This window comes from Derxia lacustris (assembly GCF_002105195.1).
GTDB lineage: Bacteria > Pseudomonadota > Gammaproteobacteria > Burkholderiales > Burkholderiaceae_E > Derxia > Derxia lacustris.
In genome coordinates, this window is sequence record NZ_MUHU01000010.1 from 76,739 (window position 1) to 90,547 (window position 13,809).

General features: G+C 73.8%; 9 protein-coding genes. 5 read left to right on the forward strand and 4 right to left on the reverse strand.

Annotated features, from left to right (window positions below; genetic code table 11):
- Positions 1 to 9: 9 nt before the first annotated feature.
- The 4 genes from B9P64_RS10455 to B9P64_RS10470 are packed head-to-tail and all read right to left on the reverse strand — an operon-like array spanning position 10 to position 3,402.
- On the reverse strand, positions 10 to 903 hold the full coding sequence (locus B9P64_RS10455; protein WP_085316185.1) for a class I SAM-dependent methyltransferase: 894 nt from the start codon (positions 901 to 903) through the stop codon (positions 10 to 12).
- A complete protein-coding gene (locus tag B9P64_RS10460) occupies positions 900 to 1,982 on the reverse strand; it encodes a glycosyltransferase family 4 protein (RefSeq protein WP_085316186.1) in 1,083 nt (360 codons plus the stop codon). Before B9P64_RS10460 ends, B9P64_RS10455 begins: the two co-directional genes overlap by 4 nt.
- Entirely contained in the window at positions 1,979 to 2,389 is a 411-nt protein-coding gene (locus tag B9P64_RS10465; protein WP_085316187.1) for a 6-pyruvoyl trahydropterin synthase family protein, read from the reverse strand. The genes B9P64_RS10460 and B9P64_RS10465 overlap by 4 nt, the downstream gene beginning before the upstream one ends.
- Positions 2,390 to 2,400: 11 nt before the next feature.
- Complete coding sequence (locus B9P64_RS10470) at positions 2,401 to 3,402, reverse strand: zinc-dependent alcohol dehydrogenase (RefSeq protein ID WP_085316188.1); 1,002 nt, start codon at positions 3,400 to 3,402, stop codon at positions 2,401 to 2,403.
- A 209-nt stretch (positions 3,403 to 3,611) separates the two neighbouring features.
- On the opposite strand from B9P64_RS10470, the gene B9P64_RS10475 reads away from it, so the two are divergent.
- The 5 genes from B9P64_RS10475 to B9P64_RS29070 all read left to right on the forward strand — a co-directional run bounded on the left by B9P64_RS10475 (position 3,612) and on the right by B9P64_RS29070 (position 13,661).
- On the forward strand, positions 3,612 to 4,076 hold the full coding sequence (locus B9P64_RS10475) for a (2Fe-2S)-binding protein (RefSeq protein WP_085316189.1): 465 nt from the start codon (positions 3,612 to 3,614) through the stop codon (positions 4,074 to 4,076).
- Positions 4,073 to 6,313, forward strand: a complete 2,241-nt coding sequence (locus tag B9P64_RS10480; RefSeq protein WP_085316190.1) for a xanthine dehydrogenase family protein molybdopterin-binding subunit — start codon at positions 4,073 to 4,075, stop codon at positions 6,311 to 6,313. The genes B9P64_RS10475 and B9P64_RS10480 overlap by 4 nt, the downstream gene beginning before the upstream one ends.
- Positions 6,314 to 6,324: 11 nt before the next feature.
- Positions 6,325 to 8,715 (forward strand): CDP-alcohol phosphatidyltransferase family protein, encoded by a 2,391-nt coding sequence (locus B9P64_RS24350; RefSeq protein ID WP_139826258.1) that lies wholly within the window; start codon positions 6,325 to 6,327, stop codon positions 8,713 to 8,715.
- 81 nt (positions 8,716 to 8,796) lie between these two features.
- Entirely contained in the window at positions 8,797 to 10,077 is a 1,281-nt protein-coding gene (locus B9P64_RS10490) for a metallophosphoesterase family protein (RefSeq protein WP_085316191.1), read from the forward strand.
- Positions 10,074 to 13,661, forward strand: coding sequence for an ATP-binding protein (locus tag B9P64_RS29070; protein ID WP_085316192.1), 3,588 nt, complete (start codon positions 10,074 to 10,076; stop codon positions 13,659 to 13,661). Before B9P64_RS10490 ends, B9P64_RS29070 begins: the two co-directional genes overlap by 4 nt.
- Positions 13,662 to 13,809 lie beyond the last annotated feature (148 nt).

A 13,809-nucleotide genomic window follows, 5' to 3' on the forward strand; every position in this document is an offset into this window, starting at 1 on the left:
TTTGCCAGCTTAGGTTAGCGCGCTGGCAGGCCAGGCCAGCAGATCGACATGGCCGATGCGCAGCCGGCTCGCGGCCAGCAGCGCATGACGCCGGCACTGCCAGTCGCGCAGCGAATCGGGCGCGGCACCTTCGTCCTGCGCCTGCTCGGCGGCAGCGGCGGCCATGCCGTCGAGCAGCGCCGCGAGCATGTCGGCCGCCGCTTCGCCTTCGATGACCCAGTCGCTCGGCGCCTGCGCCACGCGGTAGCCGCGTGCCGCGAGCCGCTGCGCCAGATGCGCGACCGCCGCCAGCCCGAGCGCCGGGCCAAAGCCCTTGTCGCGGCGCTGATGGCGGTCGAACAGCGCCTGCGCCGCGCCATCCTGCGGATCGGCCGGCAGCCAGTCGCAGCGGCCGTCCACGCTGAGCGCGAACAGCAGCGCCGCGCCGGCCCCGGCCGCCTGCGCCGCCAGCCGGTCAAGCCAGTCGGCCGACACCAGATCGAGCAGCGCCGAGCCGGTGACCAGCTGCACGCCGTCGAGCGCAAGCCGGTGCAGCTGCTGCGCGAGGTCGAGCGGCTGGCGCTCGATGCGGGCGCTGAAGCCGGCGCCGCTCAGCTCGATGACGCCGTCGGCCTGCACTTGCAGCCGATGGCCGGCGTCGGCAGCCCAGCGTGCAAGCGCGTCGGGCACGGCGGCCAGCAGCGCCGCGTCGTGATCGACCAGCCGCCAGTGCTGCCGGCCGCCCAGGCGCGGCGCCAGCTCGCGCAGATTGGCGCCGCTGCCGCAGCCCAGATCGACCACGGTGAGCGGCGCGGCGCGGCCGGCCAGCGCTACGCCCAGATCAAGCTGCGGCCAGGCGGCGGCACGCGCGGCGCGATCCCAGGGCTCGCGCAGGCGCAGCCAGTCGGTGCTGAAGCCGGTCATGCGGCGATCTCCGTTCCAAGCGTCTGTTGCAGCACGGCGGCAAAGCGCGCGACGGCGCCGGGCCAGTCGGGCAGCGTGGCGGCGGCGGTGCGTGCGCCGGCCGCCAGCCCGGCGCGCCAGTCGGCGTCGTCGAGCAGCCGGGCCAGCGCGGCGCGCAGCGCGGCCATGTCGCCGGGCGGCAGCAGCAGGCCGGCAGCGGCCGGCACGGTGTCGGGAATGGCGCCGGCCGCGCTGCCGATCACCGGCAGGCCGTGCGCCAGCGCCTCGGCATAGGCCATGCCGTAGCCCTCGAAATGCGAGGCCAGCACGAAGGCATCGGCGCCGGCGTAATGGCGCGCGAGCGTGGCGGCGTCGACCTCGCCATGCAGCGCGATGCGGTCGCCGAGCCCGTGGGCAGCGATGGCGGCGCGCACTGCGGCGGCGACGGCCGGATCGCGCTCGCCGCTGCCGATGCAGTCGAGCGTCCAGGCGCGGTCGGTCAGCCCGGCCAGCGCCGCGATGAGCTGGGCGTGGCCCTTGCGCGCGGTGAGGGTTGCGACGCAGAGCAGCCGCAGCGGCGCGCCGGCTTGGGCGGGCGGGCGCGGCATGAGCGCCGGCCGGTCGCAGCCCGGCGCCACCACATGCAGCCGCGCCGGCGCCACGCCGTATTCGGCCGCGAGCAGTCGGGCGGTTGCGGCGCCGGTGGCAATCACCGCGCGCGCCGTGGCCAGCGCCGCGCGTTCGCTGGCAGCGAGCTGGGCGTGCACCTCGGGCGCCAGCCCGGTCTCGCAGGCGAGCGGGTGATGCACCAGCGCAATCCAGCGCAGCCGCGCCGCATGGCGCTCGGCCAGCGCCGGCATGGCGCCGAAGGCCAGTCCGTCGGCAATCACCGGCATGCCGTCGGGCAACGCGGCAAAGGCGGCGTCGGCCCGGGCCAGCGCAGCCGCGTCGGGCGCCGGAAAACTGGCGTCGAGCCGCAGCCAGTCGACCGCCCAGCCCGCCGCGCCGAGGCCGGCGGCGATGCGCCGGTCATAGCCATAGCCGCCGGTCAGGCTGGCCGGATCGCCGGGCAGCGCAAACAGGATCGGCCGGCCGCTCACCGCGCGCCCGGCAGCGCCGACTCGTAGGCGGCCCAGGCCACATGCGACTCGTTCAGCACCACGCGCAGATAGTCGATGCCGAGCGCCTGCGCGCCCAGCTCGCCGGCCGCCAGCCGCTGCGCGACCTGGTCGTGGATGAAGCGGGCCAGGAATTCGGTCGTGGTGTTCTTGCCGGCAAAGCGCGGTTCCTCGTCCAGATTGCGGAAGTTGAGCTCGCCGAGCACCGCATGCAGCACCTGGGTGGCCAGACCGATGTCGACCACGATGCCGTCGGCATCCAGCTCGGCGCGGCGGAATTCCAGATCGACGACATAGGTGGCGCCGTGCATGCGCTGGGCCGGGCCAAAGACCTCGCCGCGAAAGCTGTGGGCAATCATGAAATGGTCGCGGACGTTGACGCTGTACATGGGGCGCTCTTTCAGAAGTAGTCGATGCGTTGACAAAGGGTGGAAGCCGACGTGCCGCCGGCCAGCCGCGCGAGCACCTCGGGCAGCTGGTCGAACGGCGCCGCATCGGTAATGAGCGGATCGAGCGCCGCGCCGGCCTCGGCCAGCAGCCGCAGCGCCAGCGTCAGCCGGCGGCCGTAGCTCCAGCGCGCGCGCTGCGCCGGCGCCACCTGCCCGACCTGCGAACTCTTGATTTGCAGCCGGCGCGCATGAAAGGCCTCGCCGAGCGCCAGCGTTACCGGCCGGGCGCCGTACCAGCTCAGCTCCAGCACCGTGGCCTCGAAGGCGGCGAGCCGCAGCGCGGTCGCAAGGCCGTCGCCGTGGCCGCTGGCGTGAATCACCAGATCGGCTTCGGCGCGTGCCTCGGTCGGCAGCGCCAGATCGAGGCCCAGCTGCGCCGCCAGCGCACGCCGCGCCGGATCGATGTCGACCAGCTGCACCTCGCAGCCCGGCAGCCGCGCGGCCAGCCAGGCCACCAGCAGCCCGACCACGCCGGCGCCGACCACGGCAATCCGGTCGCCCAGGCGCGGCGCCGCATCCCAGAGCGCATTGATCGCGGTTTCGAGATTGGCGGCCAGCACCGCGCGCGCCGGCGCCAGTCCCTCGGGCAGCGGCGTGACCGCGCCGACCGGCACCACATAGCGGGTCTGGTGCGGATACAGGCAGAACACCGCGCGCCCCAGCCATTGCGCCGGCCCGGCCTCGACCAAGCCCACATTGCAATAGCCGTATTTGACCGGCGCCGGAAAATCGCCGGCCTGGAATGGCGCGCGCATGCGCTCGAATTCTGATTGCGGCACATGGCCGCGAAACACCAGCATTTCGGTGCCGCGACTGATGGCGGAATGCAGCGTGCGAATCGTCAATTCGCCGTCGGCCGGCGGCGCGAGCGATTCCTCGCGCAATTCGGCCCGGCCCGGTTCGGCCAGCCAGCAGGCGCGCGCCTGCAATCGAGTTATCGGTGTTTGTGTCATGCGGCTTTCTTCAAAGGGGGCCGATTGTGCCGGCTGAGCCGGATTGGACCGGTGCAATCCGCATTCCGCCGGCTATCGCCAGCAATTGCGCAGCAATCGCGCCACGCAGTCATTGGCGGTTGCCGGCAAAATCCTTGCCCCGCCCGGAATGCCGCGCCACTGCCAATCGCGCGCGCAATCCCCTCCCCGCCCGCCAGAAAGCCCAAGCCATGCGACTCACCGTGAACGATCGGGAACACAGTCTCGACGATGTGATCGAAACCACGCCCCTGCTCTGGATATTGCGCGACCGGCTTGGCCTGGTCGGCACCAAGTTCGGCTGCGGCATCGGCCAGTGCGGCGCCTGCACCGTGCATCTGGATGGCGAGCCGGTGCGCGCCTGCTCGGTGCCGGTTGGGCTTGCGGCCGATCGCAAGATCACCACAGTGGAAGGGCTGGCGCGCAAGGACGGCAGCCTGCATCCGCTGCAAGCCGCCTGGATTGCGCATGACGTGCCGCAATGCGGCTATTGCCAGGCCGGCCAATTGATGACCGCCGCCGCCCTGCTGCGCCGCAATGCTCGGCCGTCCGATGCCGATATCGATGCCGCCATGAGCGGCAATCTGTGCCGCTGCGGCACCTATTTGCGGATTCGCGCCGCCATTCATCACGCCGCCAAGGAAGCCGCCCAATGAGCCAGCCCACCCAATTGCGTGGCGACGACGATTTGCACGCGATTCTTGCCGCCGCCGAAGCCCGCCCGACTGCGCCCACCCTCGATCGGCGCAGTTTCTTCAAGCTGGCCGGCAGCGGATTGATTCTGGCGTTTCATTTCGGCGCCAGCGCGCTGGCCGAGGAAAAGCCGGCCGGGCAATTCGCGCCCAATGCCTTCTTGCGCATTTCGCCCGATGGCGGCGTGCTGATCTATTCCAAGGCGCCGGAAATCGGCCAGGGCATCAAGACCGCATTTCCGCTCATCGTGGCCGAGGAACTCGATGCCGACTGGGCCCGGGTAACGGTCGAACAGGCGCCGATCGATCCGGCGGTTTACGGCCGGCAAAGCGCCGGCGGCTCGCGCTCGATTCCGACCAGCTGGGATCAATTGCGCCGCGCCGGCGCAATGGCGCGCGCGCTGCTGGTATCGGCGGCGGCACGCGAATGGAATGTGCCGGAATCCGAAATCACGACCGACAAGGGCTTTGCCCGGCATGCGGCCAGTGGTCGCAGCTTAGGTTACGGCCCATTGGCGGCCAAGGCGGCGACCCTGCCGCTGCCCGATCCCAAGACGCTCAAGCTCAAGGAATTCAAGGACTTCCGCCTGCTCGGGCGGCGCGTGGGCGGGGTCGACAATCACGCCATCGTCACCGGCCAGCCGCTGTTCGGCATCGACCAGACCCTGCCCGGCCTGCATTACGCGGCCTTCGAGAAATGCCCGGCCACCGGCGGCAAGGTGGCGCGCGCCAATCTCGACGAGATTCGCCGGCTGCCGGGCGTGATTCAGGCATTTGTGGTCGAAGGCAATGGCAAGCCGACCGAAGTGATGCCCGGCGTGGCCATCGTCGCCAATTCGACCTGGGCGGCGTTTTCGGCTAAGCGGCAATTGAAGGTGGAATGGGATGAATCGCTAGCGTCGAAGGACGATTGGGCCGAAATCGTGGCCCAGGCCACGCGCATTGCAGCCCAGCCCGGCGCCGAAACGCTCAGGAATGCCGGCGATGTCGATGCTGCATTCGCCGGCGCGCGCACCGTCGAGAGCTTCTATTCCTATCCGTTTGTGCCGCATGCGCCGCTGGAGCCGCAGAACACCACCGCCTGGTTTCGCGGCGATTCGGTCGAGATCTGGGCGCCGACGCAAACGCCGGATGGCGCGCTCAAGACCGTGGCCGGCGTGCTCGGCATTGCGGTGGAAAAAGTGACGATTCACCAGACCCGCGCCGGCGGCGGATTTGGCCGCCGGCTGATGAACGATTACCTCTGCGAAGCGGCGCAAATCTCGCGGCAGGCCGGCGTGCCGGTCAAATTGCAATGGACGCGTGAAGACGACATGCGCCACGACTTCTATCGGCCGGCCGGCTTTCATGCCTTCAAGGCGGCGCTCGATGCCAATGGCCGGATTGCCGGCTGGCAGGATCATTTCGTCACCTTTACCGCCGACGGTCAGCGGCCGGTGGCCGGCGGCGACATGCCGGCCGATGAATTTCCGGCGCTGCTGCTGCCCAATGTGCGGCTGACGCAGACCAAATTGCCGTTGCAGATTCCCTGCGGACCGTGGCGTGCGCCGCGCTCCAATGCGCTGGCGTTTGTGGTGCAGAGCTTTCTGCATGAATTGGCGGTGGCGGCCAAACGCGACCATTTGCAATTCCTGCTCGATCTGCTCGGCGAGCCGCGCTGGCTGGCGCCGGGCAATGAGTTTTCGCTCAATACCGGTCGCGCCATTGGCGTGCTCAAGCTGGCGGCGCAAAAGGCCGGCTGGGGCCGGCCGCTGCCCAAGGGTCGGGCGCTGGGGCTGGCATTTCATTTCAGCCATGCCGGGCATTTCGCCGAAGTGGCGGAAGTGAGCGTCGATGCCGACAAGCGGCTCAAGCTGCATCGCGTGGTGGTGGCGGGCGACATCGGGCCGATCGTCAATCTGAGCGGCGCCGAGAATCAGGTGCAGGGCGCGGTGATCGACGGCTTCAGCACCATGCTCGGGCTGGCGGCGCGGTTCGAGCGCGGCCGGGTCGAGCCGGCCAATTTCGATGGCTATCCGGTGCTGCGCATGCGCGATGCGCCCCAGGTCGAGGCGCATTTCATCCAGAGCGATTTCACGCCCACCGGCGTGGGCGAGCCGGCGCTGCCGCCAGTGGCGCCGGCGATCTGCAATGCCATCTTTGCCGCGACCGGCCAGCGCGTGCGCCGGCTGCCGCTCGGCGCGGAAGGCTTCCGCACTTGAGGCCGGCGGGCGTGAAGCGGGCGCTGGGCGCGACGGCAATGGCGGTGGCGCTTGCGGCCGGTGCGCTGGCGGCGGCGGGCGGATCGGGCTGGCGCGGCCTGGCGCAGGCGCTGGCGGTGTATGCGGCCGGCGCGGCGCTGGTGTGGCGCGGGGCGGCCGGGCTGGCTGGCGCTGGCGCGGACGCTGGCCTGCGCGGCGCCGGCTTTGGCAGCGCCAATTGCGTGACCCTGCTGCGCTTTGGCATCGCCAGCGTGCTGGCCGCCGCGCTCGGTGCGCCCGGTGCCGATGCACTGGCCGCAACGCTCGCGGCACTCGCGGCACTGGCCGCCGCGCTCGATGCGATCGACGGGCCGCTGGCGCGCCGCAGCGGCACGGCCAGCGCCTTCGGTGCGCGCTTCGACATGGAGGCCGACGCCTTCTTCACGCTGCTGCTGGCGCTGCTGGTGGTCCAACTCGACAAGGCCGGCGCCTGGGTGCTGGCTTCCGGGCTGATGCGCTACGGCTTTGTCGCTGCGGCCTGGGTCTGGCCGTGGCTGGCTGCGCCGCTCGCGCCGAGCTGGCGCCGCAAGGCGGTCTGCGTGGTGCAGATCACGGCGCTGGTGGCCTGCCTGTCGCCGCTGCTGGCGCCGGCGGGGTCGGCGCCGCTGGCCGCTGCGAGCCTGGGGCTGCTCGCCTGGTCGTTCGCAGTGGATGTGCGGGCGCTGTGGCGGAGCCGGCCGGCCGCCTCGGCAGTGGCGCCGGGCTGGCTGCGTGCGCTGCGCTGGCTGCTGGCGGCGGCCGCGCTCGATGCGCTGCTGGTGTTCGACAACGACTGGCCGGGCTTCGGCGTGATGCTGCCGGCACGGTTGTCGGCGGAGCTGGGCGGCGGCTTGCTGCTGCTGGCTGGCTGGATCGCGCTGCGCGGCCGGCTGTCGGCGCGCGCCGCCTCGGCGCTGGCTGCGGCCACGGTCACGCTGATGGCGCTGCGCTATGTGGACGTGACCGTGCCGGCGCAGTTCGGCCGGCCGCTCAACCTGTACTGGGACGGTCGGCATGCGGTCGAGGTGGTCCGGCTCGGGCTGCTGTCGGTGCCGGTGTGGCAGGCGGCGCTGGCGCTGGCGCTGGCCGGCGTGCTGGCGCTGCTCGGTGCCAGCTGGCTGCTGGCGCGGCTGCTGCGGCCGTTGCTGCTCACGCTGGCGCAAGGTCCGGTCGGCGCCGGCCGGCTCGCCGCGCTGCCGGCCGGCCTGCTCGGACTGGCGCTGTTGGCCGGCCATGCGCTGGCCGATCCCGAAGCCGAGCTCTATGCCGAGCCGACCCTGCCCGGCCTCGCGCGCCAGCTGGTGCTGCTGCATGACGCGCTCGCGCCGACCCGTGCCGCCGCCGTGCTGCCGCCGAGCCCGAGCTTTGCCGGCAATCTCGATGCGCTGGCCGGCGCCGATGTGCTGCTGGTGTTCGCCGAGTCCTACGGCAGCACCAGCTTCGACGATCCGGCGCAGGCCGCAGCACTCGCCGGATCGCGGCAGGCGCTGGAACGCGCCATCGCCGCCAGCGGCCGCGCCGTGCTGTCGGCGCGGCTGCGCTCGCCAACCTTCGGCGGCGGCTCGTGGCTGGCGCATGCGGCGGTGCTCACCGGCATCGACACCGCCGATCCCGAGCATGCCGACCGGCTGCTCGCGAGCGGCCGGCCGACGCTGGTGCGGCATTTCGCGCGCCACGGCTATCGCACCGTCGGCTGGATGCCGGGCATCCAGCGGCCCTGGCCCGAGGGCGAGTTCTACGGCTTCGAGCGGCTGGCCGGCGCCGATGCCATCGGCTATGCCGGGCCGCAGTTCGGCTACTGGCGCATTCCGGATCAGGCCGCGCTGGCGCTGCTGCGCGCGCAGGAGCTGGGCCCGGCGCCCGCCGCAGCGTCGCTGCCGGTCGCGGCCAGCGCCAACGACCGCCGGCCGCGCTTCGTCGTCTTCCCCACGGTCGGCACGCATGCGCCCTTCCATCCGCTGCCGCCCTATCTGGCCGACTGGTCGCGCGCCGCCGCGCCCGACGGCTACCGCGCCGACCAGCTCGCCGCCGCGATGGCCGCGCCCATGTCGTGGAGCGCGCCGCTGCCGGCCTATCTGGCCGGGCTGCGCTACCAGTACGACTGGCTCGCCGGCTGGATGGCGCTGCCGACCGCGCGGCCGCAGCTGCTCATCGTGGTCGGCGATCACCAGCCGCTGGCCGCCGTCACCGGGCCGCGCGCCAGCTGGGATGTGCCGGTGCATGTCATCTCGGGCGACGCGGCGCTGCTGCGCCGGTTTGCCGAGCGCGGCTTTGCACCTGGTCTGGTGCCGCGCGCACCGGCGCTCGGCGGCATGGACGATTTCACGCGGCTGCTGCTGGCGGTGTTCGACCGGCCCGCATCGGCGCTGGCACAGCGCCACTGAGCCGGACAAAAGCCGGCGCGCCAGCGCCCGGCTGCGCTACCTTCCAGCGCCGCCTTCGGCCCGCCCTCCTTCGCCGCCCGCATGTTCCGCTTCCTGCACGCCGCCGATCTCCATCTCGATTCCCCCCTGCGCGGCCTCGACCGCTACGACGGCGCGCCGGTCGACCGGCTGCGCAATGCCACGCGCGACGCCTTCCGCCGGCTGGTCGATCTGGCCATCGCCGAGCGCGTGGCCTTCGTGCTGCTGGCCGGCGATCTGTACGACGGCGACTGGACCGACTTCCACACCGGGCTGTTTCTGCGCGGCGAGCTGGTGCGGCTGGGGCAGGCCGGCATTCGCGTGTTCATCGTGCGTGGCAATCACGATGCGCGCAGCGTCATCACGCGCGAGCTGGAGCTGCCCGGCAACGTGCATGAATTCAGCGTGCGCAAGCCCGACACGGTGCTGCTCGACGCCCATCCGGTCGCGATCCACGGCCAGAGCTTTGCCGACCGCGCCATGCCCGACGATCTGGTGCCCGGCTATCCGGCGGCCGTGCCGGGGCGCTTCAACATCGGCCTGCTGCACACCAGTCTGGCCGGCAGCCCCGAGCACGACAGCTATGCGCCGACCACGCTGGCCACGCTGCGCCAGCGCGGCTACGACTACTGGGCGCTCGGCCATGTGCATGCGCGCCAGCGCGCCAGCGAGGCGCCGTGGGTGGTCTTCCCGGGCAATCTGCAAGGCCGGCATGCGCGCGAAACCGGCGCCAAGGGCTGCGAGCTGGTGACGGTGGACGACGGCTTTGGCGTGACCAGCGAGTTCATGCCGCTCGACGTGGTGCGCTGGACCGCGCTCGACATCGACCTTGGCCCCGACGGGCCGGCGCCGGCCGCCGATCTGGCCGCCGCCCAGGCGCGGGTGCGCGCCGCGCTCGATGCCACGGTGCGCGCCGCGCCCGACCGGCTGCATGCGGTGCGCATCACGCTGGCCGGCCAGTCGCCGCTGGCGCTGGACGAGGCGCGCATGCCCGGCACGCTGGCCGCCGCGGTGCGCGCCGCAGCCCAGGACGTGGACGCCGGCGAAGTCTGGATCGAGCGCATCGCGGTGGCGCTGCGCGCGCCCTTCGACCGTGCGGCCGAGGCGGCACGCGACGACGCGGTCGGCGAACTGGTGCGCAGCGTCGATGCGCTCGGCGCCGATCCCGAGGCGCTCGCCGCGCTGGTCGCGCCGCTGCTCGATGCGCTGCGCAAGCAGCTGCCCGACGGCCTGCTCACCGATGCCGAGCGCGCCGCGCTGCACGATCCGGGCGACTGGCAGGCGCTGCTGCACGAGGCCGAGGACACGGTGCTGGCGCGCCTGGCCGGCGAGGTGCGCGCATGAAGCTGCTGCGCCTGCATCTGCTCGCCTTCGGGCCGTTCACCGAGCGCACGCTCGATTTCGCGGCGGCCGGCGGCAATCTGCATCTGGTCACCGGCGCCAACGAGGCCGGCAAGTCGTCGGCGCTGCGCGCGATGGCCGATCTGCGCTTCGGCATCCACGGCCAGAGCGCCGACGACTTTGTGCATGAGTACAAGGCGATGCGCATCGCCGGCGTGTTTGCCGCGCCCGGCGGCGGCGAGCTGGGCCTGCTGCGGCGCAAGGGCAACAAGGGCACGCTGGCCCGCGTCGACCCGGCCACGCTGGCGCCGCTGGCCGATCCGGCAGTCGCGCCCGAGTTGGAACGCGCGCTCACCGGCGGGCTGGCGCGCGAGGAATTCGCGCTGCAATTCGGCATCGACCATGCGCGGCTGCGCGCCGGCGGCCGGCAGTTGCTGAGCGGCGAGGCCGAGGTCGGCGCCGCGCTGTTCGAGGCCAGCGCCGGCAGCGTCGGCGGCATCCGCCGGCTGCTCGATGCGCTCGATGCCGAGGCCAAGCGGCATTTCAATGCCCACGGCCGGGCCGAGTCGGCCACGCTCAACAGCGCGGTCAAGGCCTGGGACGGCCAGCGCAAGGCGGCGCGCGACGCCATCGTCAAACCGGCGGAATGGGGCCGGCTCGATGCCGCAGCCAAGGCCGCCGAGGCCGAGCGGCTGCGCTGCGCCGAAGCGCTGCTGCAACTGCGCCGCGACGAAGCCGAAGCGCGCGAGCTGAAGGTGCTGGTCCCGCAACTGGCCGAGCACGACGCCTGCGCGCGCCGGCTCGCCGCGCTGGCCGATGCGCCCGAGCTGGCGCCCGACGCCGCGACCCGGCGCGGCATCGCCGAGACCGAGCTGGCCGCCGCCGACACCGCCGGCCGCAGCGCCGCCGCCGAGCTGGCCGAGGCCGAAGCCGCGCTCGCCGCGCTGCGCCCGGACCCGCTCGCGCTGGCCCAGGCCGGCGCCATCGAGCGGCTGGCCGAGGACGCCGGCAAGGCGCGCGCGCACCGCGTGGAAGTGGCGCGGCTGGCCGACCGCGCCGCCGACGCCGCCGAGCGCCTGCACCTCGCCGCCGCGCGCATCGCGCCCGGCCGCGCGCCGGCCGAGGTGGTCGCGGCGCTGCCGTCCGAAGCCGAAGCGCGCGCCCTGCGCGAGCGCGCCGAGCAGGCGCTTCAGCTGGCCGAGCGGCTGCGCGCCGATGCCGAACGCAGCGCCCGGCTGCGCGCCGAACTCGATGCCGCCGCACCGCCCGCGCCGCCGCACGCCGACCGCGTGCGCGCGCTCGAAGACGCGCTCGCCGCCGTGCTGGCCCGGCAGGCCGGCGCCGACCAGCGCCAGCAGCAGCGCGCCCAGCGCGACCGCGCGCGCGACCGGCTGCGCCGCCTGCTCGACGAACTGGGCTGCGCCGACAGCGCCGCGCTCGCCGCCGCCCAGCCGCTCGCGCGCGAACTGCTGCTCGGCCAGCGCGATGCCGCGCTCGCCCGCGCCGCCGGGCAGCGCCAGCTGCGCGCCGACCTCGCCACGCTGGCCACCGATCTGGCCGCGCTGCGCCGCGAGGAAGCCGGCCTGCTCGCCAGCGGCCAGCCCGCCACCGATGCCAGCCGCGACGCCACCCGCACCGCGCGCGACCGCGCCTGGCTTGAGCTGCGCCAGGCGGCAATCGACAACCCCGCGCCGCTGCCGCCGGCCGAACGCAGCGCGCGGGCCGACGACTACGCGCTGCTGGTCGGCGCCGCCGACCGCCAGGCCGACGCGCTGCATGCCGACGCCAGCCGCGCCGCCAGCCTCGCCACCTGCCAGTTGCGCATCGGCCAGATCGCCCAGGCCCAGGCCGAGCGCGCGGCCCAGCTCGCCGCTGCAGAAACCGCCGCCGCCCGCGCCGATGCCGACTGGCAGGCCGAACGCAGCGCGCGCCGGCTGCCCGCGCTCGACCCCGACGCGCTGATCGACTGGCAGACCCGGCGCGACGAAGCGCTCGCGCTCGGCGCCGAGCTGGCGCGGCTCGATGCCGAGCTGGCGCAAGCCGATGCCGCCGCTGCCGCCGCGCTGCAAACGCTGGCCGCTGCGCTCGATCTCGACGGCCCGCCCGACCGCGACGGCCAGCCCGCCACGGCCGCGCCGGCCGCCAGCGCCGCGCTCGCCGACGCCACCACCGCCATCGCCCAGGCCCAGGCCCGCCTCGCCGCCGCCGCCGAACGCCGCCGCGAGCACGACCGCCAGAGCGCCGCCCTGGCCGAACGCCGCCGCAGCCTCGTCGAGCTGACCGAGCGCGGCGCCGCCGACAGCGCGCGCCATGCCGAGCTCTGCGCCGGCCTCGCCGCCAGCCACGCCCGGCTGCTGCTGCCGCCCGACGCCACGCCGGCCGACATCGCACCGCGGCTCGCCGAACTGGCCGACGCCGCCAACCTCGACCGCGCCCGGCGCGAAGCCGAACTCGCGCGACGCGAACGCAATGCCGAGCTCGACCAGCTCGCGCGCGACGCGGAAACGCTCGCCGCCGCGCTCGGCGCTGCCCCCGCCGCTGCCGCACCCGCCGACCTGTTCACCAGCGCGCCGCCGGCCGCCGATCCGCTCGACCTCGCCGCCGCTTTCCACGCCCGGCTCGCCGCCGCGCGCGAGACCGCCCGCCGCGCCGACGGCCTCGACGCCGCCGCCCGCCGCGCCCGCCTCGCCGCCACCCAGGCCGAAGCCGCCGCCAGCCGCGCCCGCACCGCACTCGATGCGCTCTGCGCCGCCGCCGGCTGCACTGACCCGGCCCGCCTGCCCGAGCTGGAAGCCCGCGCCGCCGAGCGCCGCGCAGCCGCCGCCGACCTCGCCCGCGCGCGCGCCGAACTCGACCGCACCGCGCCCGGCGCCACGCCCGAGGCATTGCGCGAGCGCTGCGCCGGCCTCGACCTGCCCGCGCTCGACGCCCGCCTCGCCGCGCTGGCCGCCGCCCTCGCCGCCGCCGACGCCGCCAGCACCCGCGCGATCCAGCTCGCCACCGAAGCCGCCGGCGCGCTGCAAGCCATCGATGCCGGCGACGCCGCCGCGCGCGCCCGCGAAGCCATGGAGCACGAGGCCGCACGCGCCCGCACCGCGCTGCGCCCCTGGCTGCGGCTGCGCCTGGCCCACGGCCTGCTGGCCCAGGCGATGGAAAGCTTCCGCGAGCGCGCCCAGGCGCCGATGGTCGCCGCCGCCAGCGCCTATTTCGCCGCCATGACCGGCGGCCGCTATCCGCGCCTCACCGTCGACGACATCGACGGCCAGCTCGTGCTGGCCGCCGAATCCGCCAGCGGCAAGCGCATCGCCCCCGACGCCATGAGCGAAGGCACGGCCGACCAGCTCTATCTCGCGCTACGGCTCGCCGCGCTCGACCTGCGCGCCGAGCACGACATGCCGCTGGTGCTCGACGACGTGCTCATGACCTCGGACGACGGCCGCGCCGCCTGCATCCTCGGCGCGCTGGCGCGGTTTGCGCGCCGGCGCCAGGTGCTGGTGTTCACGCATCACGACCATCTCGCGCCGATTGCCCGGGCGCTGGCCGCCAGCGCCGATGCCGCGCCGATTTCGGTGCTCAGCCTCGACTGAAGCCGCGCGCAATCCGGGCAAATGCGGGAATTGCCCGGGATTGTCCATCTGGACAGCGCCGGGCGCGCAACGCCCAATGGCCGCCCCAGCCCGATTCAGGAATCGACATGCGCGCTCCCGCCGCCCGGCATTCATCCCGCTTGCAATT